This window comes from Faecalibacterium sp. I3-3-33, assembly GCF_023347295.1.
In the GTDB taxonomy this organism is placed as follows: Bacteria; Bacillota; Clostridia; order Oscillospirales; family Ruminococcaceae; genus Faecalibacterium.
The window spans coordinates 2,657,288-2,683,128 of the sequence record NZ_CP094469.1 but is presented as its reverse complement, the minus strand read 5'-3'; the positions used below and the strand labels follow the sequence as shown (position 1 = coordinate 2,683,128).

Annotated in this window: 23 protein-coding genes and 1 tRNA gene; 14 read left to right on the top strand and 10 right to left on the bottom strand. The window is 52.2% G+C overall.

All coding sequences use genetic code 11. The features are described from left to right. Positions 1-65: 65 nt before the first annotated feature. From MTP39_RS12580 to MTP39_RS12565, 4 genes are all read right to left on the bottom strand, one after another. Positions 66-329, bottom strand: a complete 264-nt coding sequence (locus MTP39_RS12580) for a Txe/YoeB family addiction module toxin (RefSeq protein ID WP_097778442.1) — start codon at positions 327-329, stop codon at positions 66-68. Beyond that, a complete protein-coding gene (locus MTP39_RS12575) occupies positions 329-586 on the bottom strand; it encodes a type II toxin-antitoxin system RelB/DinJ family antitoxin (RefSeq protein WP_112090901.1) in 258 nt (85 codons plus the stop codon). Before MTP39_RS12575 ends, MTP39_RS12580 begins: the two co-directional genes overlap by 1 nt. Positions 587-774: 188 nt before the next feature. After that, positions 775-2,685 (bottom strand): hypothetical protein, encoded by a 1,911-nt coding sequence (locus tag MTP39_RS12570; RefSeq protein WP_249240783.1) that lies wholly within the window; start codon positions 2,683-2,685, stop codon positions 775-777. Between the two features lie 6 nt (positions 2,686-2,691). Beyond that, complete coding sequence (locus MTP39_RS12565) at positions 2,692-4,791, bottom strand: efflux RND transporter permease subunit (protein WP_249240782.1); 2,100 nt, start codon at positions 4,789-4,791, stop codon at positions 2,692-2,694. A 265-nt stretch (positions 4,792-5,056) separates the two neighbouring features. Between MTP39_RS12565 and MTP39_RS12560 the strand changes: the two genes are divergently transcribed. From MTP39_RS12560 to darG, 5 genes are all read left to right on the top strand, one after another. Then, entirely contained in the window at positions 5,057-5,659 is a 603-nt protein-coding gene (locus MTP39_RS12560) for a TetR/AcrR family transcriptional regulator (RefSeq protein ID WP_097778446.1), read from the top strand. Between the two features lie 77 nt (positions 5,660-5,736). Continuing rightward, a tRNA-Val gene (locus MTP39_RS12555) sits at positions 5,737-5,812 on the top strand. Between the two features lie 793 nt (positions 5,813-6,605). After that, positions 6,606-7,940: an ROK family protein gene (locus tag MTP39_RS12550; protein ID WP_249240781.1), complete on the top strand. Its 1,335-nt coding sequence runs from the start codon at positions 6,606-6,608 to the stop codon at positions 7,938-7,940. 217 nt (positions 7,941-8,157) lie between these two features. Further along, complete coding sequence (locus MTP39_RS12545) at positions 8,158-8,769, top strand: DarT ssDNA thymidine ADP-ribosyltransferase family protein (protein ID WP_249240780.1); 612 nt, start codon at positions 8,158-8,160, stop codon at positions 8,767-8,769. A 21-nt stretch (positions 8,770-8,790) separates the two neighbouring features. Continuing rightward, the gene (gene darG / locus MTP39_RS12540; protein WP_249240779.1) at positions 8,791-9,810 is read left to right on the top strand and encodes a type II toxin-antitoxin system antitoxin DNA ADP-ribosyl glycohydrolase DarG; all 1,020 of its coding nucleotides are present in this window, start codon (positions 8,791-8,793) and stop codon (positions 9,808-9,810) included. Here the strand turns inward: darG and MTP39_RS12535 are convergent. The 5 genes from MTP39_RS12535 to MTP39_RS12515 form a co-directional block, all read right to left on the bottom strand. Then, positions 9,754-10,086 (bottom strand): transposase, encoded by a 333-nt coding sequence (locus MTP39_RS12535; RefSeq protein WP_249240778.1) that lies wholly within the window; start codon positions 10,084-10,086, stop codon positions 9,754-9,756. The two genes, darG and MTP39_RS12535, sit on opposite strands and share 57 nt — an antisense overlap. 137 nt (positions 10,087-10,223) lie before the next feature. After that, entirely contained in the window at positions 10,224-10,436 is a 213-nt protein-coding gene (locus MTP39_RS14130) for a hypothetical protein (RefSeq protein ID WP_223474815.1), read from the bottom strand. 21 nt (positions 10,437-10,457) lie between these two features. Further along, entirely contained in the window at positions 10,458-11,189 is a 732-nt protein-coding gene (locus tag MTP39_RS12525; protein WP_249240777.1) for a hypothetical protein, read from the bottom strand. A gap of 12 nt (positions 11,190-11,201) precedes the next feature. Continuing rightward, a complete protein-coding gene (locus MTP39_RS12520) occupies positions 11,202-12,737 on the bottom strand; it encodes a relaxase/mobilization nuclease domain-containing protein (protein ID WP_249240776.1) in 1,536 nt (511 codons plus the stop codon). Beyond that, a complete protein-coding gene (locus tag MTP39_RS12515) occupies positions 12,709-13,143 on the bottom strand; it encodes a plasmid mobilization protein (RefSeq protein ID WP_249240775.1) in 435 nt (144 codons plus the stop codon). The genes MTP39_RS12520 and MTP39_RS12515 overlap by 29 nt, the downstream gene beginning before the upstream one ends. A 420-nt stretch (positions 13,144-13,563) precedes the next feature. On the opposite strand from MTP39_RS12515, the gene MTP39_RS12510 reads away from it, so the two are divergent. The 7 genes from MTP39_RS12510 (at position 13,564) to MTP39_RS12480 (ending at position 21,898) form a co-directional block, all read left to right on the top strand. Continuing rightward, positions 13,564-14,244, top strand: a complete 681-nt coding sequence (locus tag MTP39_RS12510; RefSeq protein ID WP_249240774.1) for a response regulator transcription factor — start codon at positions 13,564-13,566, stop codon at positions 14,242-14,244. A 9-nt stretch (positions 14,245-14,253) separates the two neighbouring features. After that, positions 14,254-15,291: a sensor histidine kinase gene (locus MTP39_RS12505; protein WP_249240773.1), complete on the top strand. Its 1,038-nt coding sequence runs from the start codon at positions 14,254-14,256 to the stop codon at positions 15,289-15,291. A gap of 101 nt (positions 15,292-15,392) precedes the next feature. After that, positions 15,393-16,076 carry an ABC transporter ATP-binding protein gene (locus MTP39_RS12500; RefSeq protein ID WP_005942816.1) on the top strand — a complete coding sequence of 228 codons (684 nt, stop codon included), beginning with the start codon at positions 15,393-15,395 and terminating at the stop codon, positions 16,074-16,076. Between the two features lie 11 nt (positions 16,077-16,087). Beyond that, entirely contained in the window at positions 16,088-18,415 is a 2,328-nt protein-coding gene (locus MTP39_RS12495; RefSeq protein ID WP_442899427.1) for an FtsX-like permease family protein, read from the top strand. A 192-nt stretch (positions 18,416-18,607) separates the two neighbouring features. Beyond that, positions 18,608-20,113, top strand: coding sequence for a recombinase family protein (locus MTP39_RS12490; protein ID WP_249240771.1), 1,506 nt, complete (start codon positions 18,608-18,610; stop codon positions 20,111-20,113). A gap of 133 nt (positions 20,114-20,246) precedes the next feature. Next, a complete protein-coding gene (locus MTP39_RS12485) occupies positions 20,247-20,636 on the top strand; it encodes a DUF5301 domain-containing protein (protein WP_249240770.1) in 390 nt (129 codons plus the stop codon). Positions 20,637-20,818: 182 nt separating this feature from the next. Further along, positions 20,819-21,898, top strand: coding sequence for a HipA protein (locus tag MTP39_RS12480; RefSeq protein ID WP_249240769.1), 1,080 nt, complete (start codon positions 20,819-20,821; stop codon positions 21,896-21,898). 82 nt (positions 21,899-21,980) lie between these two features. On the opposite strand, the gene glpK is transcribed toward MTP39_RS12480, so the two are convergent. Beyond that, positions 21,981-23,483, bottom strand: coding sequence for a glycerol kinase GlpK (gene glpK / locus MTP39_RS12475; RefSeq protein WP_249240768.1), 1,503 nt, complete (start codon positions 23,481-23,483; stop codon positions 21,981-21,983). A gap of 332 nt (positions 23,484-23,815) precedes the next feature. Between glpK and MTP39_RS12470 the strand changes: the two genes are divergently transcribed. Together MTP39_RS12470 and MTP39_RS12465 are read left to right on the top strand one after the other, a co-directional pair. Continuing rightward, positions 23,816-24,550: a LytR/AlgR family response regulator transcription factor gene (locus tag MTP39_RS12470; protein ID WP_249240767.1), complete on the top strand. Its 735-nt coding sequence runs from the start codon at positions 23,816-23,818 to the stop codon at positions 24,548-24,550. Continuing rightward, entirely contained in the window at positions 24,547-25,827 is a 1,281-nt protein-coding gene (locus MTP39_RS12465) for a sensor histidine kinase (protein ID WP_249240766.1), read from the top strand. The genes MTP39_RS12470 and MTP39_RS12465 overlap by 4 nt, the downstream gene beginning before the upstream one ends. Positions 25,828-25,841: the final 14 nt, after the last annotated feature.

Genomic DNA, 25,841 nt, shown 5'->3' with positions numbered 1-25,841 from the left:
TTTAAAAAGGACACCGGACAGCCCGCGGGCTGTCCGGTGTCCTTTTTTAGATACAGCAGCTGCTGTCAGGTGTCATCGTAATGTCCGCGGCAGGAAACGATAAACACAATGCCGTTTTCTTCGTAGTAAACGATGCGGTTCACATCATCGATACGGCGGCTCCACCAGCCGCTGAGCGTACCGCGCAGCGGTTCCGGCTTGCCGATGCCGTCAAAGGCGTTGCGGGCGATATCTTTGATCAGCGCGTTGATGCGTTTCAATGTCTTTTTGTCCTGCATCTGCCAATAAAGATAATCCTCCCATGCGCGATCCTCCCACAGCAGCCGCATCAGGCTTCCTCGATGAGATCATGCGGGGCAAAATGCGCCTTGCCGCTGCGCACATCCCGCATGATGCCTTCCAGATAACGCTGATTGGCAGAGGAATAAAAGGGGTCTGCGGTCAGCTCGAACGGAATGCGCTTTTCCCGGGCGCAGGCCTTGAGAAAGATCGTGATAGCCGTGTTCATGCTCAGACCGATCTCGTCAAAGGTCTGTTCTGCTTCATGCTTCACAGCATCATCTACGCGAACACTGATCTGTGCCATATCCAGCACCTCCTTCTTTCTTTGATTGTATCACAAATGAAAGCAGAATGCAATCAAGATGCTTTCTTTTTTATTCTATGCCTTTCATACGGAAATATTCCAGCAGATACAAGGAGCGCCCCGCAGCCGAATGGCTGCGGGGCGCTCCTTGTGTATCTATATACGATTCTGGAAGGATGTTGGCATTATCAGAACTTGAACAGGTCCACGATGCGCTGCCACAGGCGGGTGAAGATGTTGCCCTCCTGCACCGTCTCGGTCTCAGCCACAACATTGTCGGCAGCGGCCACGGTCTCGGCGGTCTTGTAGATGAACTTCACGCTGCTCTCGGCGTCCTCGGGGGCACCGGCAAAGCTGGTGTAGCTTTCCAGCCGGTCGGTCATCTCGTCCAGCACGGTCTTGAGGCCGTGCAGCTGATCCTGATCCAGTGCGCCGGTCAGCTTGGAGATGCCCTCCTCGTTGAACTGGTTCAGACCATCGTTCAGCTGGTGGGTGCCGTCATTCAGCTGGCTTGCGCCCTCGTTCAGGGTGTTCACGCCATCGTACAGGGTCTTGGTACCGGCGGCAAGCTGTGCGCTGCCGTCCTTGGCAGAGTGTGCACCATCTGCGGCGGTCTGCACGCCGGCGGTGTACTGGCCCACGCTGGAAACGAAGTACTGGATCTTGGAAAGGCTGTCCTTCAGGGCACGCACATCGGCGATATCCTGACTGTTCTCTACCTGATACTTCAGCTCTGCCTTGGCGGTGTCCTTGGCCTCCTGACTGGTCAGCAGCTGCACCAGACCGCACAGCATGGAGGGGTCGTAGTTCTGCATCAGATGCAGAGCAGCCTCCAGATCATGGTTCGTCTTGGTAGCGGAAAGGTACAGTGCCAGATCCAGCTGGCTGTCCTTGAAGCTGGGAGCCTGCTCCCAGATGGTGCGCACCATCTTGCGGCGTCCGGCAGCCAGCGTCTTGTCGTTGATGGTCAGGATGTTGTCGATGACCGCAGCGTAGTTGTCCCAAGTCATGTCGGTGTCGATCAGGCCACCCTCTTTCAGGGTCTTGTTGGCAGAAGCCAGCACACCGTCCGCCACCTGCTGCGCGCCGCTATTCAGGGCGCTGTTGTTGGAGCTCAGGGTGTCCAGACCGTTGGTCAGCTGTCCCAGACCCTTGTCCAGCGCGGCTGCACCATTGTTCAGGGTGTTAGCGCCGTCCAGCAGTGCCAGCACACCGCTGGCCAGCTGACTGGTACCGTCCTCCAGCTGAGAAGCGCCGTCCAGCAGCTGGCTCATGGCGTCGTTCAGCTGGTTGATGCCGTCGGTCAGGTCGTTGATGCTGCTCAGGTCAAACACGTTGTCAGTGCCCAGAGCCGCAGCGCTGGTGGCGCAGGCCATCATCACCTGCGGGCAGGTCAGTTCGGTGACATCCGCTTCCACTGTGATGGTGTCCTGCAGATAGTCCTCAATGGTGTCCAGCTCGTCCGGCAGCAGACCGGACAGGGAATCCTTCACGCCCGGCAGGGTGACAAAGGCAGCCACATTGCTCTTGGCGGCGCTTTCCACCAGACCGTGCGCAGCCACCACGTTGGTGGCATCCTGTCCGAAGATCACGCCCACAGCGGTGACCAGCGGGGTGACGATGGTGCGGTCGGTGCCGTTCACCTTCACGGTGCCGGTCTCGTTGTTCTTCAGGGCGATGGTCATGGTCAAATGACCGCTCTTGCCGATCAGATCTTCCAGTGCGGCTTCCTGACCGTCCAGTGCGTAGGTGACGGTAGCCTGAATGGGCAGGGCGCGGTCGGTGTTACCTTTATAATACACATCGGTATCATCGGTGTTCCACACCAGCTTTTCGCCGTCCTGTGTGAACTCGGCGCTGCTCTCGGTGTTCTGGATATTGGTCAGGGTGCTCTGGTCGGTCACCTTGGACAGGCCGGAGGCGCTGTAAACATGCTCGCTGACGGTGGTGCTCTGGATGGAGCCATCGGCGTTCATCACAGCGTACACGGTCTCAGACTTGGTAAAGCTGCTGCCGCCTGCGGCAAAAGCCGGGGCTGCACAGCTGGCGGCGAGGGCAACTGCCAGCGCCGCACTGGCGAAACGAAGCGATTTTTTCATAACGCATTACTCCTTTTCAGACTTTTTGGCGTTGGCAGATTCAGGCACCATCCACTTCAGGGTGGTGTGGCGGATGATCCAGTCACACAGCATCAGGGCGGCGGGCAGCACCACCAGAATGACCAGCATACTGATCAGAGCGCCGCGGGAGATCAGCAGGCAGATGCTCCGCAGCAGCTCCATCTTACTGATGGCTGCCACGCCGACCGTAGCGGCAAAGAAGGTCAGGCCACTGGTCAGGATGGACTGACTGCAATGCTCCAGCGACTGCTGGGCAGCTTCCTTGGGGGTGCGGCCAAAGGCACGCTCCTCGTGATAACGGGTGGTCATCAGGATGGAGTAGTCCACGGTAGCGCCCAGCTGGATGGTGCCGATAACGATGCTGGCGATGAAGGGCAGCTGTGTACCGGTAAAGTACGGGATGCCCATGTTGATGGCAATTGCGGCTTCGATGCTGGCGACCAGCAGCACCGGGATGGACAGGCTCTTGAAGGAGATGGCGATGATGACCAGAACGGCCATGATCGACCAGACGTTGACGTTCTTGAAGTCCACGTCTGCCACCTCGATCAGGTCTTTGGTCATGGCGCCTTCACCGGTGATGACGCCCTCGGGATCTACATTTTTGATCAGGCCGATCATCTCGTCCAGCTGGCTGTTGATGGCATCCGTGCCGGTCTTGTAGGAGCTGTTGGCCAAAATCAGCTTGTAGCCGCCGGACTGCAGAATCTCCATCACGCTGTCGGGCAGCAGCTCGGTGTCAAAGCCGGGGCCGGTAATGGAATCCAGACTTACTACCTGCGTGATACCATCCACGTCCTTCAACTCGTCGCACAGGTCGGACACCTGCGTGGCGGTCAGATCGTCATGCACCAGAATGAAGTGGCTGGTAGTCATGCCGAAGTCCTCGCCCAGCTTGTTGGTGCCCACGATGCCGGTCAAGTCCTGGGGCAGAGAGTCGAACAGGGTGTAGTACACGCTGGTCTTGTTCTGCGCAATGGCAAAGGGGATGAGGATGAGGATAAACACGACCACGATGGGCACGGAATGCTTGGAAACAAAGTAGCTCAGCTTGGTCAGCCGGGGGATAACGGTGCGATGCTTGTATTTTTCCACCCACTTATCAAAGGTAAGGATCAAAGAGGGCAGGATGACCACGGTGCAGATGACGCCCAGTGCCACGCCCTTTGCCATGACAAGGCCGATATCGCGGCCCAGCGTCAGACGCATGGCGCACAGTGCAAGGAAGCCTGCAATGGTGGTCAGGCTGGAAGCGGAGATGGAGGTCATGGTCTTGCAGATAGCGCTGGTCATGGCCTCCTCATTGGAGGAGCGCAGCTCCTTTTCTTCCTCATAGCGGTGCAGCAGGAAGATGGAGAAGTCCATCGTAACGCCCAGCTGCAGCACGGTAGCAAGCGCCTCGGTGATGTAGCTGATCTGCCCCAAAAAGATGTTGGTGCCGAAGTTGTACGCGATGGGGAACAGCAGACCCAGCATGAACAGCAGCGGGGTGAGGGTGCTTTCCAGCGAGAGGAACAGCACCAGCAGGCTGGCGCCCACGGCGATCAGGATGTACAGGGGCATTTCCTGATTGACCAGCGCCTTGGTGTCCTGCAGAATGACGCTCATGCCGCCGAAGAAGCAGTCCTTACGCAGCAGCTTTTCGATCTGCTTGACGGCTTCCATGGTCTCGTCGCTGGCACTGGGGGCGTCAAAACGGACGATCAGCATGGTGGAATCGTTTTTGCCGAACATGAACTGCTGCACATCGGCAGGCAGCATGGCGGTGGGGATGTTGGGGTCGATCACATCGCTGAGCCAGAAGGTCTGGGTGACGCCGGGCACGGCTTCTATCTCCTTTTTCATGGCGATGAGTTCATTGGTTGGCAGGCCCTCTACCGTGATCATACCGGTGGAGGCCAGATGGAAATCGTCCTCAAGGGCTACCTCGCCGATCATGGAGTCCAGATCCTGCGGCAGGTAGGTGAGGATGTCATAATTGATGCGGGTGGCAATGGCGCCGATTGCGGAAGGAATCAACAGCAGCACGGCCACTGTTAAGATCAGCTTGCGCAGACGCACGATGCCTTGTGCGATCTTTTTCATGAGAACCCTCCAGAATAGAAAGTTGATTGGGAATGTCCGCAAAACTGACTGTCGGTCATCTTCCGGGCAAACACTATTATATCCACCCCGGACAGTGTGTCAAGCAGGAAAAGTGACTGAAAGTCAGTTTTTTTATCACTTGCAAAAAATTGTATAGCAAACCGGGCTTGCACAAACGGCCAAGGACTGCTAAACTAAGGTACGCAGACCGGACGCAGCACATACCTGCGTCTGAATTTAGAGAAAAGAGGAATCTACCCAGAGCATGAGCACCGTGGAAGGTAAGAAACAGGAAAAGCGCCGCGCCCTGCTGGATGCAGCCTACGAGCTGTTTCTGGAGCGGGGCACCGCCAAGACCAGCGTGGAGGATATCACCAGCCGGGCAAAGGTGGGCAAAGGCACGTTTTATCTGTATTTTCAGGATAAGGGCGCGGTGATGCAGGCGCTGCTGGGGCGGGTGAGCTACCAGCTGCTGAGCGATGCCTGCCTTGCGGTCGAGCAGCACCCCGAGCTGCCCGACTTTACCGCGCAGGTAGTGTTCGTCATCGACCATATCATCGAGGCTTTGCGGCAGGATGTGCTGGTGCTGCGGTTTCTGGAGCGCAACTTCGTCTGGCCCGGGCTGGACCAAATCGAAGCCAGCAGGGAAGCCGAGCCCCTGATGCGCAAGCTGCTGGCCATTGTGCTTTCCAGCCCGGAGATGGCCGGACGTAGTGAGCGGGAGGTCTACCAGCGCATCACCGCCCTTGGCAGTATGTGTATGTCGGTGTGCTATTCCAGCATTCTGGAGGGCAAGCCGGACAACATCGACGCCATGAAGCCGGTGCTGTACGATATCATTCGCCGGGCACTTTCGCCGGAAAAGTAAAAAAGAACGCATAAAAAGCATAAAAGGTCTTGCTTTTTGCAAAAAGCTGTGGTAAACTATCCAAGTCGATATGACATGGACGGTTAGCTCAGCTGGTAGAGCATCTGCTTGACGTGCAGGAGGTCACAGGTTCGAGTCCTGTACCGTCCACCAAACAGTTCGTACTCGAACCCGATTCTTTACGAGAAAGGGTTCGGGTACGTTTTTTTGTTTATCGGAGGTTCTGCGGAAGGACTACTCGGAACGGTAAACAAGAACGAACAAAGGCAGGGTATCACCATGACGGTAGTATCCTGCCTTTGATATAATATATTTTAATCTTGGCACCACCAATATAGCTGATAGTTTCGAACTGAGCTAATAAAAAAGCCTACCACAAAAGCTGTGGTAGGCCGTAGTATATTTAGAATGCGTCAATCTGCATCAATTGACGATGTTGAATCAGAAATTTCACTATTAGGCAAAGTAATGTTAATGTCCGAGGGAGAACTATTGTTCAGGTTTACTACAATAGGTGATGAACTTGCCTTAATCATCAAAGCGAGACAAAGGACACTAAGAACGTATTGCTTCTTTTTCATACTGGTCGAGCCCCTTTCATTGTCCGATGATTTGTTACATATGACTTATCTTTGGGGGCTTAGATGTCCCCCTCATTAAATGTACAGCATAATTAAACCCCCCTTATGTGTTTCTGTTAATAAAATATCAAATCTGTGGTGATTTGTCTATAGGCAGCCTAAACGAAAATGCAACACAGTTTTCGGCAAAAAACACAAAAGGCTCAACCAAAAAAATCGATACGTTCGATTTTTAGAATGATTTTGTTTGATAAAAAACGAAAAAGTAGATTGCCTCGATTGACTTTTTCTCTAGAATTATGGTATTATATAATATACAATTTTGTCAGATCGCATATTTTCATTAAATCGAAGGAGACACTCTTATGAAGGGCTTTGATGAGCTTAATGGAACAGATTTTGCTGTTCTAGATGCAATTCGGAGATCGGAATCATCAGATAGATCAATACTTGAGACATATAGTGGCTTATCGTGGCCAACTGTAAAAAAGGTATTTTTGCAATTGCAAGAGTCAGGAAACATACGAAAAGATTCAGATATAAAAAATGATGAAGAAGCAATTGTATGTAACCAAGGCTACTTTCTGGGTGTTTCAGTAGGGACACGAGAAATCAAGGCTGTTTTCTGCGATGCGCAGTTTAATATGTTGTCACATATGGAAATGCAAAAGATGTCAAGTTGTTTTTCCATGAATAAAGTTAAATATTTAATTGATAAGAGTCAGCAGTACAAAATATCAAAAGGGCGCACGGTGGAACCAAATGAATTATATTTCTGCTTTGAATCATCATCTCTACAAGATGTAATTTCTGATGTTATTACAGAAATAATAGAAGCATATTTTGAACTCGATGATGACACACAAAAATTGTTGGGTATTGGTTTGGCTTTTCCCGGAATTGTTGATTCACAAAAAGAACAAATTATTGCATGCCCTAATATTCCAAGTCTAAATGGAAAAGAACTTCGTGGAATACTAAAGCACGATCTTTACAATAGTTTAAAGAAATATAAAATTCCTATTTATATAGAACACAACGCTAAAGTTAACTTTATAAATGAAAAAGAACTTCTATATAAAGATCACAGCGAAAGCAGCGTTGCGTTTAAGGAAAATGTCCTATGTTTATATATGGGAACAGGTATAAGCTTGGGAGGCTGTATTAATGGCACATTGATTACTGGTTCAACAAATTCTTTTGGCGAAATTGGGCATACCGGAGTGATAAACTTTGCTAAAGAAATGAAAAAAGACGAAATAGATGATCACGATGTTTGTCCTTTTTGTCATCAAAAATGCGTTGAATGGCTCATTCGAAAAGATGTTTTCGATGCAGTATCAATCAAAACTTATAGAGAAAATTCGACTGCCCAAAAATTAAAAAATTTATCACCAGAAAAGTATAAAAAATTGACACAATATCTTGGCTATTTGTTAAATATTATAATAAATGTATTCAACCCGGATGTTCTAATCTTAAGCGGAAGAATATTCGACAATATATCGGCACTTCGTGGAGATATAGAAGCATTAAAAAGCAGTCACACTCTTTCGTTTTCTGGTTCAAATTGTAAAATTATTCTTGGAAATGGTGGGCAGTATGGAATAGCTCGTGGAGCCGCATTAAATACTTACATGAAACATTATACGTATAAAGACAAAGCTATTCAATGGCCAACGACTGAAAACAGATTATAAAGAATCCGGTCACATATATTATACGATCTACATAAATCTTATGGTTTTTAGAATTATCTTGTGTGAATGCCGAAAAAATTGCTTTCATAACATGCTTATTATCGACATCGAACACAACGATGAATGGAAAATATTTGGATATATTGAAGAGTGGCTTTTTTTGTGATATAATCATCATGGGTAATTTTAGAATTTTAAAATGATGCGAGGCGAGATCATGGCTACTACACCGAGTACTGGAAAGTTAATTTATCATATAACATCTATAGATAATCTGCCTTCGATTTTAAAATTTGGTCTGCTCTCTCGAAAATGCTTATTACAAAACCACGATATACACTTTACTGACATTGCTGATCCAGAAATCTTAAATAAACGTGAGCGATATAAGGAAGCTCTTTCGCAATATGTCTTATTTCATTTTTTTGCCAAGAATCCATTTGATGGTGCGGTGTGCGAAAAATATGGATCAGAAAATATGGCAATCATCGCTGTTTGGAGAAGTATTTGTGAACATAATAATTATCAAATAATTCCATCACATCCATTGGATAGTGATGCTCCAGATCTTTATTCTTATGGAGAAGGTTTCAAGAAGGTTCGATGGAATATATTAGACGATAGAGAGCATCGCGATTATAAAAATGCAGAGATCCGGAAAGCATGTATGGCAGAATGTGTTGTGAAGGGATGTGTTCCGGTATCAGATTTTGCATATATTTATGTTTATAGTGAAAGGGCAAAAGAAAAGATTTTAAAAATGGAAAATGCCGTAGCTATTAAGGATAGGATACAGGTTATGCCTAGTATGTTTCCCATAAGTCGATAATTAAATTGGGAGGTGATTCAAGTGTTTTTCTATACAACAGGAGATTTGCTCCAGTCCGATGCGGAAGCTCTTGTCAACACAGTAAACTGTGAAGGTTATATGGGAAAGGGAATCGCCTATCAATTTAAACTTAAATTTCCAAACAACAACAAAGACTATGTTAAGGCGTGTAAAAATGGTACACTACGTCCCGGAAAACTTCATGTTTATAAGGAAAGTGAAAAAATCATCATTAATTTCCCGACCAAAGATAAATGGCGTGAAAAATCACGAATGGAATATATTGAGGATGGGTTGGATGCGCTTGTTTTACTAATAAAAGAACTCAACATAAAGAGTATAGCTATTCCACCGTTGGGAAGTGGTAATGGTGGTCTTATTTGGAATGACGTTAAGCAAGTTTTGGCAAAAAAACTAGAGGACACAGCCAAACAGGTAGCGATTTATATTTATGAGCCTTCTCGAAACTTTGCCACAACGCCAACACAGGAGCCAAAACTGAGCACATCAGCACTCGTGTTAATGGAATTAAAGGGGCATTTAAAAAAGTTTAACAGTCTTCGTTTGCAAAAAGCGGCGTATTTCATGGATTTGTTTTCCTCAAAAAAATATTTTCGTTTTGTTCCTCATAAATACGGTCCTTATGATCATTCCATTGATATAGTTAGTAAGGGAATTCGTGAATTTCAGCAGTTTCATGGAACATCTTCTACAAAAGAAGCTGAGAAAATTCTATTTAATAAACTTACGAGTGAGTCGGTAAATAATACTTTACAAGCATTGCTCCCTTGGATCATAAAGTCTTGTGATTTTGTAAACTCTATTGAAACTGATCATGAACTAGAATGTTTGGCAACAATTTGTTTTCTAATTGAAAATTCAGGAGGCTTAACAGCAGAAGGAATTGTTTCCGGATTTAAGAATTGGTCTGAGGAAAAGGCAAAGAGGTTTACTGAACAAGAAATTATCGAGGGAATCCAAAAGTTATATATGCTTGGAGTTATAGAAAAAAATCTTGTAGGTTATAACCTTGTTGCATAAAACAAAAACAGGGTGCGCCCACCCGGACGCACCCTGCCAAAGACCACAGACAATAGCGATATGTATACCAGGGAGTTCCCCAGCGGGAACTTCCTGGATTTCTTTTTTGTTTGCGTGATGAGCCTGCTCCGCCTGCCACGCGGCAAACTCCTGCTGGCCTTCCTCGCTGTTCCAGCAGGCAAGGATCGCCGGGTAGAATGCCCGTGCCAGACGGTCGATGACATCATCGGGGTAAGGGGAAATGTTTGTGGACTTTTTCTTTTTGTTCAAACGCACGCTCCTTTGACTGTCCCACCATGGCAAAGCCGGGCGAGAAAATCAAAGTTCCAATTTTTATCAGGCGCAAGGGCGCGGATGCTTTCCGCCCTGCACTTGCGGCTGGTGGCTCATTGATGGCTTACAAGTGCCTGTCGTTATGCCGTTTTTTCTTCTTCAAGGGCTTCTGCAAGAGCCTTTTCCAGATAGGTTTCGATTTCAGTCAGGTAGTTAGCAGGCCTCTGCATTGCGAAGCGGAGAACCTTTTGCTTTTCCGGGTCAGTGAAATAGCTGGGATTGTTTTTGAGCGTTTTCTTCCATGAGTTTTTCATCATTTCGGTCGCACGGCTCAAGGATTTGTAAACCTTCATAAACTCGTCCGGTACATGATATCACCGGAATTCTTCTGTTTGTGGTGTGGGCATGGGAACGGGTTCCGCTTTTTCAGGTTCAAATTCTGCGCTGGCAGATTCCAACACTTCCAATGCCTCTGGATGCAGGATTTGAGCAAGGACATCTGAACGATGCTCGACACTTGCCTGCACAAGCTTGGACATTTCTTCGTTGGTGAACTTCACTTCGCCGGAAAAGACTTTCTGCTTGATGCCGGGAGAGAGGTTGTCTGCGATGTCAATGCCTCGTGTATAGTGGCTGGCGCGGAGAACGGAGGCACGGCTGACACCGTTTTCCTCTGCGATCCGGTCGCAGGTTTTCTTCCCGGAGTGGTGGTTATCACCGTGATCACCACCACTTTTCTTTGCTAAAGTGTACTGATTGCCCCGAAAGATTTTTGCAGCTTTCTTCTCGGCTTCGTACTGCTTCCCAAGCAGATAGCGTTTCTGTTCAGGACTCAGGTTTCGCCGTCCCAACTGATTCCGGCAGATCCACGCAATGGCTTCTTCGCGGTTCTCGAATCGGAGCGGCATGGTGGAGAAATAAATCTCCGGGTGCTTTTGGAGGATGGCATAACGATTGTGACCGTCAACGAGGGTATTGTTCCATACAATCAAAGGGGAGAGCAGCTTGCCTTCCTTGAGGATATTTTCTTCAAGCTGCTTAAATTCATCATTGGTCAGAGGGGGAATCTGGGACTGAAACTCCGGGTCGATTTTCAGATTGATCATATGCGCACTCCTTTATCTCTCCTGCTGCGCCGGTTCTTCCTCCCGGAAAAAGGACACAACATTCTGCTTTGCGGTTTTCAGTTTGAGCAGTTCCTCTTTAGATTCCTTGTACTGCTCGTAGAACTTCGCCTTTTCGGATGCCAGCTGCGCATACTCGGCTTCCAGCTTTTTCGAGCTGGGCAGCTTTGTAATGTTGTTTGCCTTGAAATAGGCTGCTGCCGCCCGGTACGCTGTCAGCTCTGCACGGTGCTGCTCCTCAAATGCTGCGGGTCGCTTGGCGGTCTTTAACTGCTGTGCGACATTCTTGGTGCTGGTGTAGGCTGCGATGTGATAGCGCAGCTCTTTGTTGAATTTCATGCGACCTTCGAGGTCTTTCACCACCGCCAGTGCGTCGTGATACTTGGTTTCCAGTTCGGTGATGCGCTGGTTCAAGGTGTCCTCGTCGGTCAAGTCCTTTTCCTGCAGAAGCTTCACGGTTTGTGCCATAACTTTGAGATTGTGTTTCGTGAGCCAACGCTTATAGCCGATGCCCTTGCCCTCGGTCATCCTCGACTGGATGTCGATCAGTTTCCCGATGGCATCCTGCTTGAACTGCGCCTTGGGTTTGCGTTCGGCATTTGCCTGCAACGTGGCAAGCACTGCCGCCTTATCGAACTTGTCACCGAGATGTTTCGCCCGGATGAACTTCGTTCTGCCAGAGGGCAGATAGCTGAGCAGTCCACGGCTTTCCTTGACGGTGATGCCATACTGTTGCATGAGCCTGTCAGAAAATTCTTCAAAACTTGTTGTGCGGTACAGCACCGAAGAAATCTGTTTCCGTAAAGTGTCTTTCATGGTTTCAAACTTCTTCTGCCGGGACGGTTGCCCAGCTGCGGTGAGGGCTGCGTTCTCACGGTCAAGTTTCAACTGACCACGCCTACGCGCCCAATACTCAGCTTCGCTGACACGCTCTTTCGAGCCGTTGAGCAGGTCGATCTGGTACAATCCGGCACCCTCGCACAGCTCCATGACCTCGACACGCAAATGCCGCATGGTCTGGGCTGTGCTGGAGTGCTTCATGCCCTCTAGCCAGTCACGGGGCTTCTGCATATAGGGCTTGCGCTCCACTTCCCGTGTTCGGACGCTGCCAATCACGATGTGGACGTGGATGTTTCCCGAATGGTTGTGCCCATCCGGGTGAGTGCAGACGATGGCAGGGTGACCGGGAAAGTTTTCTTCGCAGAATTTCAGGCCAAGTGCCTGTGCCTTTTCCATAGTCAAGCCGTTGTCGGCTGCATCTCTTGGGTCAAAGCTGATGATATACTGGTGGCTCTTGATATCACCATGCTGGGTATTCTTACCATACTTGCGGTTTGCCAGCAGACAAGCTGTTGCAAACGAGAAATCGCCACACTCAAGGGTGTCGAGCAGGTACGATTCTCGCAGCTTCGGTCTGCCCTGTTCATCCAGAAGTTGCTTTCCAGTGAACGCATCATGCTGGTAAACGAGATACGCTTCGATGGCGGTGTAGTCCGAGTTTTTAGAGCTGATATGCTTGAGCGTTGCCATACAGTTCACCCAGAACTTTCTCGGCGTGCAGCCGAAATGCGGTCAGGTCCGCAAGTTCGTCAAGGAGTTTCGCCCGGATCTGCTCGGTGTCCGCACCGCCGGAATTGAAGTGCCTTGCAAGCTGGTTGAGGTTGGTGCCCACTTTGCTGCACTGAGCAAGCAAAGTGGAAACAGCGGTTAGGGTTTCTTCTCCGCCGCCGGCAACGATGACTGTTTTCTCAATCTTGACGTTGTGGATGGCACGGCGGATAAAAGTGGAGAGGGAGAGATTCAGGAGTTTGCAAGTGAGTTCCAGTGACGCTTTTTCCTCCGCTGTCACACGGAACTTGATGACGTGCGTTTTGTTGTTCGGCGTGTCGTGGTGCTGGGAATTGCTAGGGATCGGTTGAACATTCGTTTTGGTCATTGTACCTCCTGTCTGTTCGATAACTCCTCGGTGAAGTTATGTAAAGCACGACACGCCGTTGCTGTTCGCACCGTCAGGTGCGAACCATGAGCAGGGTTTGGGGTTGGACCGCGTTTGCGAAGCGCAGCGCAGCAATGAAAGCCCCAGTGGGGCTTTTAAGCGGCAGCGCGGTCTGCGACAGCAGATGGAGGGGCGTTGCCCCGACAAGCTCGGTGGGATTTGCGATAGAGAGTATCATGGATTGCGGCGAGCGTCAGGATGATTTTGCAAAATTTATTAAGGGAATGCAGTGATAGTAGGACTTATATTTAACACACGGCAAGAAACAATTTCCGTTTCGCACATTGTAATGTTCGCAGAAAAAACTTATAATGCTTTTGAACCTGTAGGACACACAAAACGCGGAAAAGAGAGGGAATCATGAGAAAACTGTTCCTTTTGGAAGATGATCTGAGCCTGATCAGTGGGCTGACTTTTGCATTCAAGAAACAGGGCTTTGCACTGGATACAGCCCGGACGCTGACAGAAGCCGAGGTGCTGTGGTCAGACAGAAAATATGACCTGCTGGTGCTGGATGTTTCCCTGCCGGATGGCTCTGGCTTTGATTTCTGCCAGAAGGTGCGGCGCACATCCAACGTGCCGATTCTGTTCCTGACTGCTTCGGATGAGGAAATGAATATCATCATGGGACTGGAACTGGGCGGGGATGATTACCTGACCAAGCCGTTCAAGCTGGGTGTCCTGTTGTCGCGGGTCAATGCACTGCTTCGCCGTGCAAATGCGTCCAGCGCAGGAGAACCCGTACTGGAATCGGGCAGCATCACCGTCCGGCTGTTGCAGGGGCAGGTATACAAAAACGGAATCTTGCTGGAACTGACCGGCGCAGAGTACAAGCTGCTCTGCTTCTTTATGCAGCATCCGAATGCCGTGCTATCCAAGGAACAAATTCTGGATGCACTGTGGGACTGCGATGGGGATTACATTGACAGCAGTGCCTTAACAGTGTATATCCGGCGGCTGCGGATGAAGATTGAGGACGACCCCGGCAAACCGCAGATGCTGCTGACTGTCCGCGGCATGGGTTATAAATGGAATGGGTAAAGGTGCCGTATGAAAGTATTCGCAAACCGGGAGATCCGAAATTTGTTCCAAGCCGTGCTGGCGGTCTGGGCGGTGGCATTGGCGCTCACGCAGGACATCGTATGGCATACGACGCATGTATTTTCTTTCGGGTTACTGTTGGTTTTTCTGCTTCTGGGCGGCTGTCTCTGGGGCGTGCTTTTTCGCTATTTCCAAAGGCAGAGCGCGCTTCTGGAACAGGCAGTCCAGCAAATCCAAAGCTGTCTGGATGGCAACTCGGATGCACGACTGGGCTGCGACCGGGAGGGAGAACTTTACCGTCTGTTTCACTCCGTTAATGCATTGGCGGCAGTTCTGAGCGCACACGCAGACAACGAGCAGCGGGAGAAGCGTTTTTTGAAAAATACCATTGCAGATATTTCGCACCAGCTCAAAACACCGCTGGCGGCGTTGAATATCTACAACGGTCTGCTTCAGGACGAAGCGGTTTCGCCGTCGGAAGTCAAAGAGTTTGCAGACCTGTCCGAACAGGAGTTGGACCGCATCGAAACGCTGGTGCAGAATCTGCTCAAAATCACCCGGCTGGATGCCGGTTCGGTCGTCTTGGAGAAGAAAAACGAAAATGTTGCTGAAATGGTGCAGGACATCGCGCGGCAGTATCACTATCGTGCAGAGCAGGAACAGAAAAAGCTCGTTCTGTCCGGCTCAGAGGCGGTTACACTTTGGTGCGACCGTGACTGGATGCAGGAAGCTGTGGACAATCTTGTAAAGAATGCCTTTGACCACACAAAGAGCGGAGATACGATTCAGGTAGAGTGGAATGCACTGTCGCCCATGGTTCAAATCAAAGTACGCGACAACGGCAGCGGCATCCACCCGGAGGATCTATACCATATCTTCAAGCGGTTTTATCGCAGCCGCTTTTCACAGGATACACAGGGCATCGGGCTGGGTCTGCCGCTGGCAAAAGCCGTTGTGGAAGCCCATCACGGCACCATTGAAGTAGACAGCGAGCTGGGAAAGGGCACGACCTTTACTCTGAATTTTCCGATTCCTACAAAATTGTAGGCTGAGTGTAGGCTTGCAGTAAGGTTGACGTGTTATCCTTTTCTGCACAGACAGAGATAATCCGTCTGAATTGAAGGAACCTGCAAAGTGAGGGATACACTATGGAACTATTAGAAGTCAACCATCTCTGCAAGACCTACGGCAGCGGAGAAACCGCTGTCCATGCGCTGAAAGATGTCAGCTTTTCTGTGCCGAAAGGCGAATATGTGGCGGTCGTTGGCGAATCCGGCTCCGGCAAAAGCACCCTGCTCAATCTGATCGGCGGACTGGATACGCCGACTTCCGGCAAGGTGCTGATTGACGGCAAGGATGTTTTTGCCATGAAAGACCGGGAACTGACGATCTTCCGCCGCCGCAATATCGGTTTTATCTTTCAGGCATTCAACCTCATCCCGGAGCTGACCGTGGAGCAGAACATCCTGTTCCCGGTGCTGCTGGACTACCAAAAGCCGGACAGGGCATATCTGGAAGAACTGCTGACCGTGCTGAATCTGAAAGACCGTCGGAAGCATCTGCCAAGCCAGCTTTCCGGTGGGCAGCAGCAACGGGTAGCCATCGGCCGCGCCCTGATGACCCGCCCTTCACTGATTTTGGCGGATGAGCCGACCGGCAATCTGGACACCCAGAACACCAGCGAGGTCATTGCCCTGTTGAAAGAAACGTCCCGGAAATACGAGCAGACCATCCTGATGATCACCCACAACCGCAGCATTGCACAGACGGCAGACCGGGTGTTGCAGGTATCGGACGGCTGCCTGACCGATTTTGGGAGGTGCCGGGAATGAGCAGCACAGAAATGAAAAGCTATCTGAGCCTGATCCCGATTTCTGCCAAGGTACGCAGACGGCAGAACCGCATGACGATTTTGTGCATCGTCATTGCGGTGTTTCTGGTCAGTGCTATTTTCAGTGTAGCGGATATGATGCTGCGCACCCAAATGAATCGCGCAGCAGGAAAAGATGGCAGTTGGCATTTACAGATTGCTGGAATTACACAGAGTCAGGCAGAACAGCTGGCACAGCAGCCGGACGTGGTGTGCACAGGTGCAGGAGCGGTGTTCAATGAGGGCGGAGAAGAGGATTACCGCCTGAACGGAAAACGGGTGGTTCTTTACGGTTGTGATGTGCAATTTCTGCTTGTGAATCGTTCCGTAGCCTTTGAGGGGACTTTTCCGGAACAGGACGGAGAGGTGCTGCTTGGAAAAGGTGCCGCCCGGATTTTTGGTGTGGCAATCGGAGATTCGGTCATGCTGAAGCTGCCGGACGGGCAGAACCGGACACTGACTGTGACTGGAATCGGCGGTGTGGACGAAAGCTATTACGAAATGCAATTTGCACTGGTGGATATTTATCTGCCGCAGGAGACATTTGAATCGCTTCTGACTGGGCAGGGAGAAGCTCTGCCGCAGACTGTGTACGATCTGCAGTATACCAGCGCTGCCAAGGCGGCAAAAGCTCTGCCGCAGCTACAGCAGCAGTATGGCGAGGATGCCGTGCATGAAAATTTGAATGTGATGGGTTCTGCCGGACAGAGCAACAGCACTGCGTTCCGGACGGTGTACGGCATGGCGGGCGTGCTGTTTGCTCTGGTGCTGCTTGCCGGTGTGCTGATGATCTCCGGTACCATGAACAGCAATGTTGCGCAGCGCACCCGGTTCTTTGGTATGATGCGCTGTCTCGGAATGAGCAAACAGCAGGTCGTTCATTTTGTCCGGATGGAAGCACTCAACTGGTGCAGGATTGCGGTCCCGATCGGCCTTGTTCTGGGGACATTTTCCAGTTGGGCGGTGTGCGGCGCACTGCGGTACGGCATTGGCGGCGAGTTTGCGACAACGCCAGTATTCCGGTTGAGTATGGGCGGTCTGTGCGCCGGTGTTGTGGTGGGCGTAGTAACGGTGTTGCTGGCGGCACAGGCTCCGGCCAAGCGGGCTGCAGAGGTCCCGCCTGTGGCGGCGGCTTCCGGGAGTGAACAGGCGGCAGTTGTGCATCATGCAGCGAATCTTGGCTCCGGTCGGACTGAAACTGCACTGGGCATATACCATGCCACCGCAAGCAAAAAGAATTGGTTCCTGATTACCGCAAGCTTTGCATTAAGCATTGTGCTTGCACTGGGATTTATCGTTATTTTGCAGTTTGCTTCTCTGCTGTTGCCAAGTTTGGCACCATGGCAGGCGGATGTGATATACACCGGTTATGACAACGAACGGGTGCTGCCGGATACCATGGCGCAGCAGTTGCGAAGGATGCCCGGTGTTGCACGTGTATGGGGCTGTACGGGTCTTGTCCATGTACCTGCCAGCAGCGACCGGAACAATGTCGAGCAGGTCACATTCTGTTCGTACGATGACTTTATGCTGGAATCCAGCAAAAGCATGGTGGTCAAGGGAAGAATGGCAAAAAATTCCGGTGCAGACAATGAAGTGATGACGATGTACAACAAAACAAACCCCATCCGTGTCGGGGATACCATCACGGTGAACGGTGTGCCGCTGACGGTCGTGGGCGCATTCTCACAGGGAATATTTCCGGACGATGTGACCATTATTGCGCCTGAAACGCTGTTCCGCCGTGTAGCAGGAGAACAGAATTACAATATGATCGGGGTGCAGCTGGACCGCACCGCCAATGACGAGACCGTGCTGGCGCTGGCGGCTTTTTCCAGTGATCAGATCGTTGTGCAGGATTTGCGGGAAAGCAACCGGCAGGACCGTGGGACTTATTATGCGGCACGGATCGTACTGTATGGATTTCTTGCCATTATTGGCGGCATTTCCCTGCTGAACATCATCAACAGCATTTCCATGAGCGTGTCGGCACGAATGAAGCAGTATGGCATCCTGCGTGCCATCGGGATGGATGATGCACAGCTGAAACGCATGGTCTCTGCCGAAGCTGGCACCTATGCAGTGTCCGGCCTTGTGGTGGGCATTGCGCTGGGTCTTGTGCTGAACCGGATGCTGTATACCCGGCTCATCACCCATTATTTCGGTGCAGCGTGGCAGGTGCCGTGGGGCTGTCTTGCCGTGATTGTCGTAGTCGTGCTGGCGGCGGTGGTGCTGGCAGTATATAACCCGGTCAGGCGAATCCTCATGCAGCCCATTACTGCAACCATCAGTGAATTATAAGCCAGAACAACAGATGCCCACCAGCTTATGGCGAAAAGCATAGGTCGGTGGGCATCTGATTTATGAAAAGAATTAAATGCTGTTCGTTGATTTTCCCATTGCAAACCGTTGTAAAACATGGTATATATTATACGAAACTACATTTTGAAAGAACCGTTCGCCGTTTAATGATGTGTAAAGTGAGGTGCAACCATGACTGCTGTGATCTACGCCCGCTATTCTTCCGACAGCCAGCGCGAAGCGTCCATTGAAGGGCAGCTGCGCGACTGCAAGGACTACGCCGAGAAGAACGGTATCACCGTGGTCGGCACCTACATCGACCGTGCCTACTCTGCCAAGACGGATGACCGCCCGGACTTCCAGAGGATGATTAAGGACAGCGCAAAGAAAATTTTCGATGTGGTTCTGGTCTGGAAGCTCGACCGCTTTGCCCGGAACCGCTACGATGCCGTGAACTACAAGTACCAGCTGGAGAAGAACGGTGTCCATCTGGTGTCTGCCATGGAACCCATCTCGCAGGGGCCTGAAGGCATTATGGTGGAGAGTATGCTGATTGGCATGGCGGAATACTATTCCGCCGAACTCGCCCTGAAAGTAGCGCGCGGTGAGCGCGAAAATGCACTCCAGTGCAAGTACAACGGCGGGATCGTTCCGCTGGGCTTCACCATTGGCAAGGAGGACAGGCTGTACCATATCGACCCTGAGACAGCTCCCATTGTGCAGGAGATCTTCACCCGGTACGCCAACGGCGAGCCTGCCGAGAAAATCGCAGCATCCCTGAATGAGCGAGGGCTGCGCACCCGCACCGGGAAGCCGTTCGTAAAGAACAGCTTCTTCCAGGTTTTCCGGAACCGCCGTTACATAGGTGAATACCGATATAAGGACATCGTGACACCGGGCGGCATTCCCGCCATTGTGGATGAGGACTTGTTCAACCGGGTGCAGCAACGTTTCGAGCAGAACAAGATCGCCCACGGTCGCCCTGCGAAAGAGGATGTGAGCTATCTGCTGACCACTAAACTGTTCTGCGGCAAGTGCGGTACGCTCATGGGCGGCGAGAGCGGCACCAGCCACATGGGAAACACCTACTATTACTACAAGTGCGGCAACGCCAAACGCCACGGCAAGGCGCACTGCGACCTGAAAGCCATCCGCAAGGAGCCTCTGGAGCGGTTCGTGGTGGACACTGCCATTAAGGTGATTTTCAGCGATGAAATCATCGAACAGATGATAGATTTGGTCATGGAAGCCCAGCAGAAGGAGAACACCCGGCTGCCTGTCCTGAAAGACCAACTCCGGGATACAGAGAAGCGGCTGGCAAATCTTCTGGAAGCCATTGAACAGGGTATCCTAACCCCGACCACCAAGCAGCGGCTGGACGAACTGGAAGCCCGGAAAGAAGCTCTGAACACCAGCATTCTGGAAGAAGAGCTGAAAAAGCCCGTCCTGACCCGCGAATGGATGCGGTTCTGGTTTGAAAAATTCCGCAAGGGTGACATGAGAGACATGGAACACCAGCGGCAGATCATTGATACCTTTGTCAACTCGGTCTACGTCTTTGACGACCGGATCGTACTCAATTTCAACTTCACAGACGATGCTAAGACGGTCACTCGTGAGGAAGTGTTGGGTTCGAGTGCTGTGGACAATGCTCCACCAAATCCCCAGACCATTCGGTCTGGGGATTTTTTGTTGTGACAGGACGAGAACAAAAATAAGCAAAGGCAGGGTATCACCATGAGGGTGGCATCCTGCCTTTTGCTATTTTTAACAGTGTATGGTATACTCGGCTTAGCCCAGTAAATTGGAAGTTATGGAGGTAACAATACTTATGAAAAGATTTCTTTCTTTGTTTTTGTGTCTTACCTGTATCCTGACTTTAGTTGCGTGTGGAAAAAAAGCAGCGCCCATTACGCTGCCTCAAGCCGATAAGATTACATCTATTGATATAACTACTGAAGAAAACACAGTAAGTCATTCAGACAAAACTTGGATAAGTGAAGTAATCGCCGATATTTCCAGTTCTGAACCAACTAAGAAGGAAAGCGTTCAAGACTTTCCGCAAGCGGAAAGTTATATCAAGATTGACTTCCGGCTTGAGAAAGGAACAATTACGATCTTTGCGTATGAGGACAGGGGAAAGTACTATCTTGAACAGCCTTATCAAGGAATTTATAAAACTGATCGCAAACTGTTCGAAAGGCTGAAAGAAACTGATTGATTTCGGCTTACCGTACTCGTTCCCTGCAAGGTTTGGGGCTCCGCACGCCCCAACAAGAGCATCCGAGGTGAAGTTCCCGCCATCTGCAAAAAGCTTTCCGCGCCAAAAACCGCCTTGGCAAGAAGGATATCCATGCCATAATAAGGATACAGCAACATCTTTTGACCGAAAGGAGCTTCGTGATGCACTATCTCCTGCTGAACAAGGATACCGTCTGGCTTGCGTTTCATTGCGAGCAGAACGAATACATGGAAACCGCTGCACAGGAAGATCTTTGGTACACCGCGCAGCGGCCTTTCGGCTATACGAACCTGACGGATTTTCTGGAGCGCCGCAAAGCGCCCAAGCACCGGGCGCACATTGCAGCGCTGCTGAAGGAATACGGCTGCGATACACTGGAGGGCTATTTGAATGTGACCCATGCGCTGTCACTGAACGATACCTTCTGGGTCAGGGCAGCAGATGCCGACCTGCAATGGAGGGACGTTTCTCTTTATCAGAACCCTTTCAACGAGATGATCTCGCAGGCTGCTTTTGACGGTTCTGTGTTCAGCACGAGCTTCTCGTCCACCTCCCCGGAGTTCAGTACAGACGGGCAGTACGCCAAATGCTGGGTGCGGGAGAAGAACACCATTCAGCTGTATAAGACCGGCAGCGTATTCGGCATGGAACCGGTGTCGGAGTATCTGGCTTCTCAGCTGGCAGTCCTGCTTTGCCCGGGAGCGGCAGTCTATGACCTCGGTTTCCACCACGGGGAGCTGATCTCCAAGTGTGCCCTTTTCACCAGCGAACACTACGGCCTTGCCAAGGCCGCTGTTCTGACAAAAGACCGGACGATCGCCGGATTTCTGCACTATTTTGAAGGCATTGGAAGCGGCGACGCCTTCCGGCGGATGTGCATTCTGGATGCACTTATCCTGAATACCGACCGGCACAGCGGAAACTTTGGTGTCCTGTTCGAGAACGACACGCTGCAAGTCCAAAAAATGGCACCCGTTTTTGATAACAACCGCAGCTTGCTGTTTGATTTGGACAACGACCAGCTGAAAAATACGGAATGGTGCATCCGGCACTGTTCTCCGCGGCTTGGCACTGATTTTATTGCAACAGCGCGCGGACTTCTGACCGACAGCATCCGCGCCGATCTGGAAAAGCTGCGGGCGTTCCATTTTACCGGCCACCCCGTGCTCTCCATCGACCCGGAACGGCTGGAGCGGATGGACAGCATCCTGCAATTCCAGCTGGATAAAATACTGGCATAACGAACCCCCGGCAGACTATCACCATCACGGTGGCAGCCTGCCGGGGGTATTATACTGTTATGCGGTCAAAAGCTTTCTTGCCTTACGCCTCGTGCTCGGCCCAGTCCTGACTGCGGCCCACGGCCTTGTGCCAGCCCTTGACCAGCTTTTCCCGCTGGGCAGCGTCCATTTTTGGCTCGAACAGCTGGTTGCAGCTCCACAGGTGGCTGATCTCCTCCCGGCTCTTCCACACGCCGGTGGCAAGGCCGGCCAGATACGCCGCGCCAAGGGCGGTGGTCTCCCGGATGGCGGGGCGCAGCACCTCCTTGTTCAGGATGTCGGACTGGAACTGCATCAGGAAGTGGTCGCGGCTGGCACCGCCGTCCACCTTCAGGGTGCTGATGGTGATGTCGGTGTCCTTTTCCATGGCCCACATCAGGTCGGCGCTCTGGTAGGCGATGGATTCCTCGGCCGCGCGGATGATGTGGTTCTGGGTGGTGCCGCGGGTGATGCCCAGAATGGCACCCCGGGCGTACATATCCCAGTAGGGTGCGCCCAGACCGGTAAAGGCGGGCACGATGTACACCCCGCCGTTGTCCGGCACCTTCTGGGCATAGTACTCGGAATCGCAGCTGTCTTGAATGAGGTGCATCCCGTCCCGGATCCACTGGATGACCGCGCCGCCCACAAAGACAGAGCCTTCCAGCGCATACTCCACCTCGCCGTCAAGGCTGATGGCAATGGTGGTGACCAGACCGTTCTTGCTCTGGTAGATCTTGTTGCCGGTGTTCATCAACAAAAAGCAGCCGGTGCCGTAGGTGTTTTTTACATCGCCGGGCTTAAAGCAGCCCTGCCCGAACAGCGCGGCCTGCTGGTCGCCTGCAATACCGGCCACCGGCACATCCACGCCCTGAATGTTGGTATAGCCGTACACCTCGCTGGAGTCCTTCACGCTGGGCAGGATGCAGCGGGGAATGTCCAGCGCCTTGAGCAAGGTGTCGTCCCAGTCCAGCGTGCGGATGTTGTACAGCATGGTGCGGCTGGCGTTGGTGCGGTCGGTGACGTGCACCTTGCCGCCGGTCAGCTTCCAGACCAGCCAGGTGTCCACCGTGCCGAACAAAAGCTCCCCGGCCTCGGCCTTTTCCCGCGCACCGGGGACGTTGTCCAAGATCCACTTGATTTTGGTGGCAGAGAAATAGGCGTCCGGCACAAGGCCGGTGTTTTCCCGGATATAGTCTGCCATGCCGGGGGTTTTGAGCAACTCGTCCACAAGGGGAGCGGTGCGGCGGCACTGCCAGACGATGGCATTATACACCGGGCGTCCAGTGCTCTTGTCCCACAGGATGGTGGTCTCGCGCTGGTTGGTGATGCCGATGCCCGCAATGTCCTTGGGGTCTACGCCGCTCTGGGCGATGACCTCGTTCATTACGCCGTACTGGCTGGACCAGATCTCCATAGGGTTGTGCTCTACCCAGCCCTGATGGGGGTAGATCTGCTCAAATTCCCGCTGGTGGACGCAGACGATGTTCTGCTCGTTGTCAAACAGGATCGCCCGGCTGCTGGTAGTGCCCTGATCCAATGAGAGGATATATTTGGTCTGGCTCATGATCGTCTCTCCTTGCTCTCAAGCTTGAGCGCAAAACAAAAAAGAGCGCACCAAACAAAGCTATCTGCTCTGTCTGTCGCTCTCCTGCTCTGCGCAAACATATTCTGTGCTTATTGTACACGCTCCGCAGGTAAAATACAAGCTTCAGCGCGATTTTTGGAGGTTCTGCACAAGGGAACCGCCCCGCCGTTGAACACTCTGCCGAATAGGGGTGCAATGCAGCTGCCGGGGATGTAAAAAGCTTGCAAATTTGCGAAAAAGACGTGACGAAACGGCGCGGATGTGGTATCGTTAAGGGGTAGACTTTTTTGTTCGGAAAGGATTTCTTTGCTATGACCCGGATCGCTTTCTGTGATGATGATGCCGCTTTGCTGCATCAGATGCAGGATTTTCTGGAGCAGTACCGCACCCTGCGGGGGGTGCAGCTGGAGCTGACTCCCTATACAAAACCCATGGAGCTTCTGGCAGATATCGAGGCCGGGGTGCGCTTTGACGTGCTGTTTTTAGATGTACTCATGCCCGGCATCAACGGCATCAACGCCGCCCGGGAGATCCGCCGGTACGACACGGCGGTGCAGATCATCTTTGTCACTTCTTCGTCGGAATTTGCCGTACAGTCCTATGTGGTAGGTGCGTACTACTACCAGCTCAAACCCATCTGGAAGGACAGCTTTTTCCACCTTACCGATGCCGTGCTGGCTGAGTGCCGCAAGCACACCCAGCACAGCCTGATCCTGCGCTGCAAAAGCGGCGTGACCCGTATTACGCTGGACAGTCTGGAATACTGTGAGGTGCAGGGGCGCACGCTGGTGTTCCATCTGCTGGACGGCACCGTCATCGAGAGCAGCGGCAGCATGGATGAGCTGGCACGGCAGCTGGCAGATTACCCGGGCTTTCTGCGCCCGCACCGTTCCTATCTGGTAAACATGGAGTACATCCAGAACATCACCGCCAAGAGCATCACCATGGAAAGCCTTGCCGAGGTGCCGCTGCCCCACGGGCGCTTTACCGCCGTGCGGGACCAGTATCTGGAGTACTCCTTTGCGGGAAAGAAGGTCGTCCTGTGACCGCCCCGGGGGCACTGCTGGAGCTGCTGGACGGCGCAGCGGTGGGCATCTTCGGCATCCTGCTCAGTGCGGCGTTCTGCCCCATCCGCTGGACGGGCAAAAAGCGCTGGGCGCTGGCAGGCTGCACCGCCGGGCTGCTGGCGCTGCAGGGGATGTTCTACTTTGGTGCCAGCCCCACGGCTGCCAAGTATCTTTACCCGCTTATCACCCATCTGCCGCTGTATGTCGTGCTGGTGCTGCTCAGCGGGCAGAAGGTCTGGCCGCTGGTGGCAGTACTCACGGCTTATTTGTGCTGTCAGGTGCGGCGCTGGGCGGCGCTGGCGGTAGCGCTGTTCTTCCCGCAGCATCCGCTGGTGCAGCCGGTGGCAGAGCTGCTGTTCACCCTGCCGCTGCTGCTGTTGTTCATCCGGTTCCTTGCGCCCTCCATGCGGCAGCTTTCCCACTACCCGGCCTCGGTGCAGTGCCAGTTTGGCGTTGTGCCGCTGGTGGGCTATCTTTTTGATTACATCACCCATGTCTACACCAGCCTTTTGTCCGAGGCAAACCCGGCGGCGGTGGAGTTCATGTTCTTTGTGTGCTGCGCGGCCTTTCTATGCTCCATTTTGCGCGCCTCCCGGGTGGAGCGGCAGCGCATCCAGATGGAGCAGTTACAGACCAGCTTGAATCTGCAGGTCACGCAGGCCATGCGCGAGATCGAGGCGCTGCGCCTTTCCCAGCAGCGCGCCAGTACCTACCGCCACGACCTGCGCCACCACATGCAGTTTCTGGCGGGCTGCATCGAGAACGGCCGCACCGAACAGGCGCTGGGCTACATCCGCAGCGTGTGCAGCGAGATCGAGGCCGGCAAGGTGACCGCATACTGCGAGAACGAAGCGGCGAACCTGATCTTTTCCGCCTTTGCAGACCGCGCCGCCAAGGCCGGGGTGCAGTTCACCGTGCAGGCGGGCATCTCGCAGGCGCTGCCGGTCTCGGAGAGCGACCTGTGCGTACTGCTTTCCAATGCGCTGGAAAACGCCCTGCACGCCGCCGTGCGCTGCCGCGAAGCGGGGCAGGGGGCTTTTATCGAGACCATCGGACACGAAAAGGGGCACAAGCTGTTTTTGCAGATCACCAACAGCTGTCTGCCAGACGTGCAGTTCCGGGAGGGCATCCCGGTCACCGACCGCACCGGCCACGGGCTTGGAGTGCGCAGCATCTGCGCCATCTCGGAGCGGTACGGCGGCCTGACCAGCTTTGCCGCCAAGGACGGGCAGTTCACCCTGCGGGTAATGTTATAATAAAAAGGGACTCG

What these genes read in the sequence shown, in the direction of transcription:
- MTP39_RS12580 (WP_097778442.1), bottom strand. Translation starts at nt 329, where the DNA reads ATGCGGCTGCTGTGGGAGGATCGCGCATGGGAGGATTATCTTTATTGG.
- MTP39_RS12575 (WP_112090901.1), bottom strand. Translation starts at nt 586, where the DNA reads ATGGCACAGATCAGTGTTCGCGTAGATGATGCTGTGAAGCATGAAGCA.
- MTP39_RS12570 (WP_249240783.1), bottom strand. Translation starts at nt 2,685, where the DNA reads ATGAAAAAATCGCTTCGTTTCGCCAGTGCGGCGCTGGCAGTTGCCCTC.
- MTP39_RS12565 (WP_249240782.1), bottom strand. Translation starts at nt 4,791, where the DNA reads ATGAAAAAGATCGCACAAGGCATCGTGCGTCTGCGCAAGCTGATCTTA.
- MTP39_RS12560 (WP_097778446.1), top strand. Translation starts at nt 5,057, where the DNA reads ATGAGCACCGTGGAAGGTAAGAAACAGGAAAAGCGCCGCGCCCTGCTG.
- MTP39_RS12550 (WP_249240781.1), top strand. Translation starts at nt 6,606, where the DNA reads ATGAAGGGCTTTGATGAGCTTAATGGAACAGATTTTGCTGTTCTAGAT.
- MTP39_RS12545 (WP_249240780.1), top strand. Translation starts at nt 8,158, where the DNA reads ATGGCTACTACACCGAGTACTGGAAAGTTAATTTATCATATAACATCT.
- MTP39_RS14130 (WP_223474815.1), bottom strand. Translation starts at nt 10,436, where the DNA reads ATGAAGGTTTACAAATCCTTGAGCCGTGCGACCGAAATGATGAAAAAC.
- MTP39_RS12525 (WP_249240777.1), bottom strand. Translation starts at nt 11,189, where the DNA reads ATGATCAATCTGAAAATCGACCCGGAGTTTCAGTCCCAGATTCCCCCT.
- MTP39_RS12520 (WP_249240776.1), bottom strand. Translation starts at nt 12,737, where the DNA reads ATGGCAACGCTCAAGCATATCAGCTCTAAAAACTCGGACTACACCGCC.
- MTP39_RS12515 (WP_249240775.1), bottom strand. Translation starts at nt 13,143, where the DNA reads ATGACCAAAACGAATGTTCAACCGATCCCTAGCAATTCCCAGCACCAC.
- MTP39_RS12510 (WP_249240774.1), top strand. Translation starts at nt 13,564, where the DNA reads ATGAGAAAACTGTTCCTTTTGGAAGATGATCTGAGCCTGATCAGTGGG.
- MTP39_RS12505 (WP_249240773.1), top strand. Translation starts at nt 14,254, where the DNA reads ATGAAAGTATTCGCAAACCGGGAGATCCGAAATTTGTTCCAAGCCGTG.
- MTP39_RS12500 (WP_005942816.1), top strand. Translation starts at nt 15,393, where the DNA reads ATGGAACTATTAGAAGTCAACCATCTCTGCAAGACCTACGGCAGCGGA.
- MTP39_RS12495 (WP_442899427.1), top strand. Translation starts at nt 16,088, where the DNA reads ATGAAAAGCTATCTGAGCCTGATCCCGATTTCTGCCAAGGTACGCAGA.
- MTP39_RS12490 (WP_249240771.1), top strand. Translation starts at nt 18,608, where the DNA reads ATGACTGCTGTGATCTACGCCCGCTATTCTTCCGACAGCCAGCGCGAA.
- MTP39_RS12485 (WP_249240770.1), top strand. Translation starts at nt 20,247, where the DNA reads ATGAAAAGATTTCTTTCTTTGTTTTTGTGTCTTACCTGTATCCTGACT.
- MTP39_RS12480 (WP_249240769.1), top strand. Translation starts at nt 20,819, where the DNA reads ATGCACTATCTCCTGCTGAACAAGGATACCGTCTGGCTTGCGTTTCAT.
- glpK (WP_249240768.1), bottom strand. Translation starts at nt 23,483, where the DNA reads ATGAGCCAGACCAAATATATCCTCTCATTGGATCAGGGCACTACCAGC.
- MTP39_RS12470 (WP_249240767.1), top strand. Translation starts at nt 23,816, where the DNA reads ATGACCCGGATCGCTTTCTGTGATGATGATGCCGCTTTGCTGCATCAG.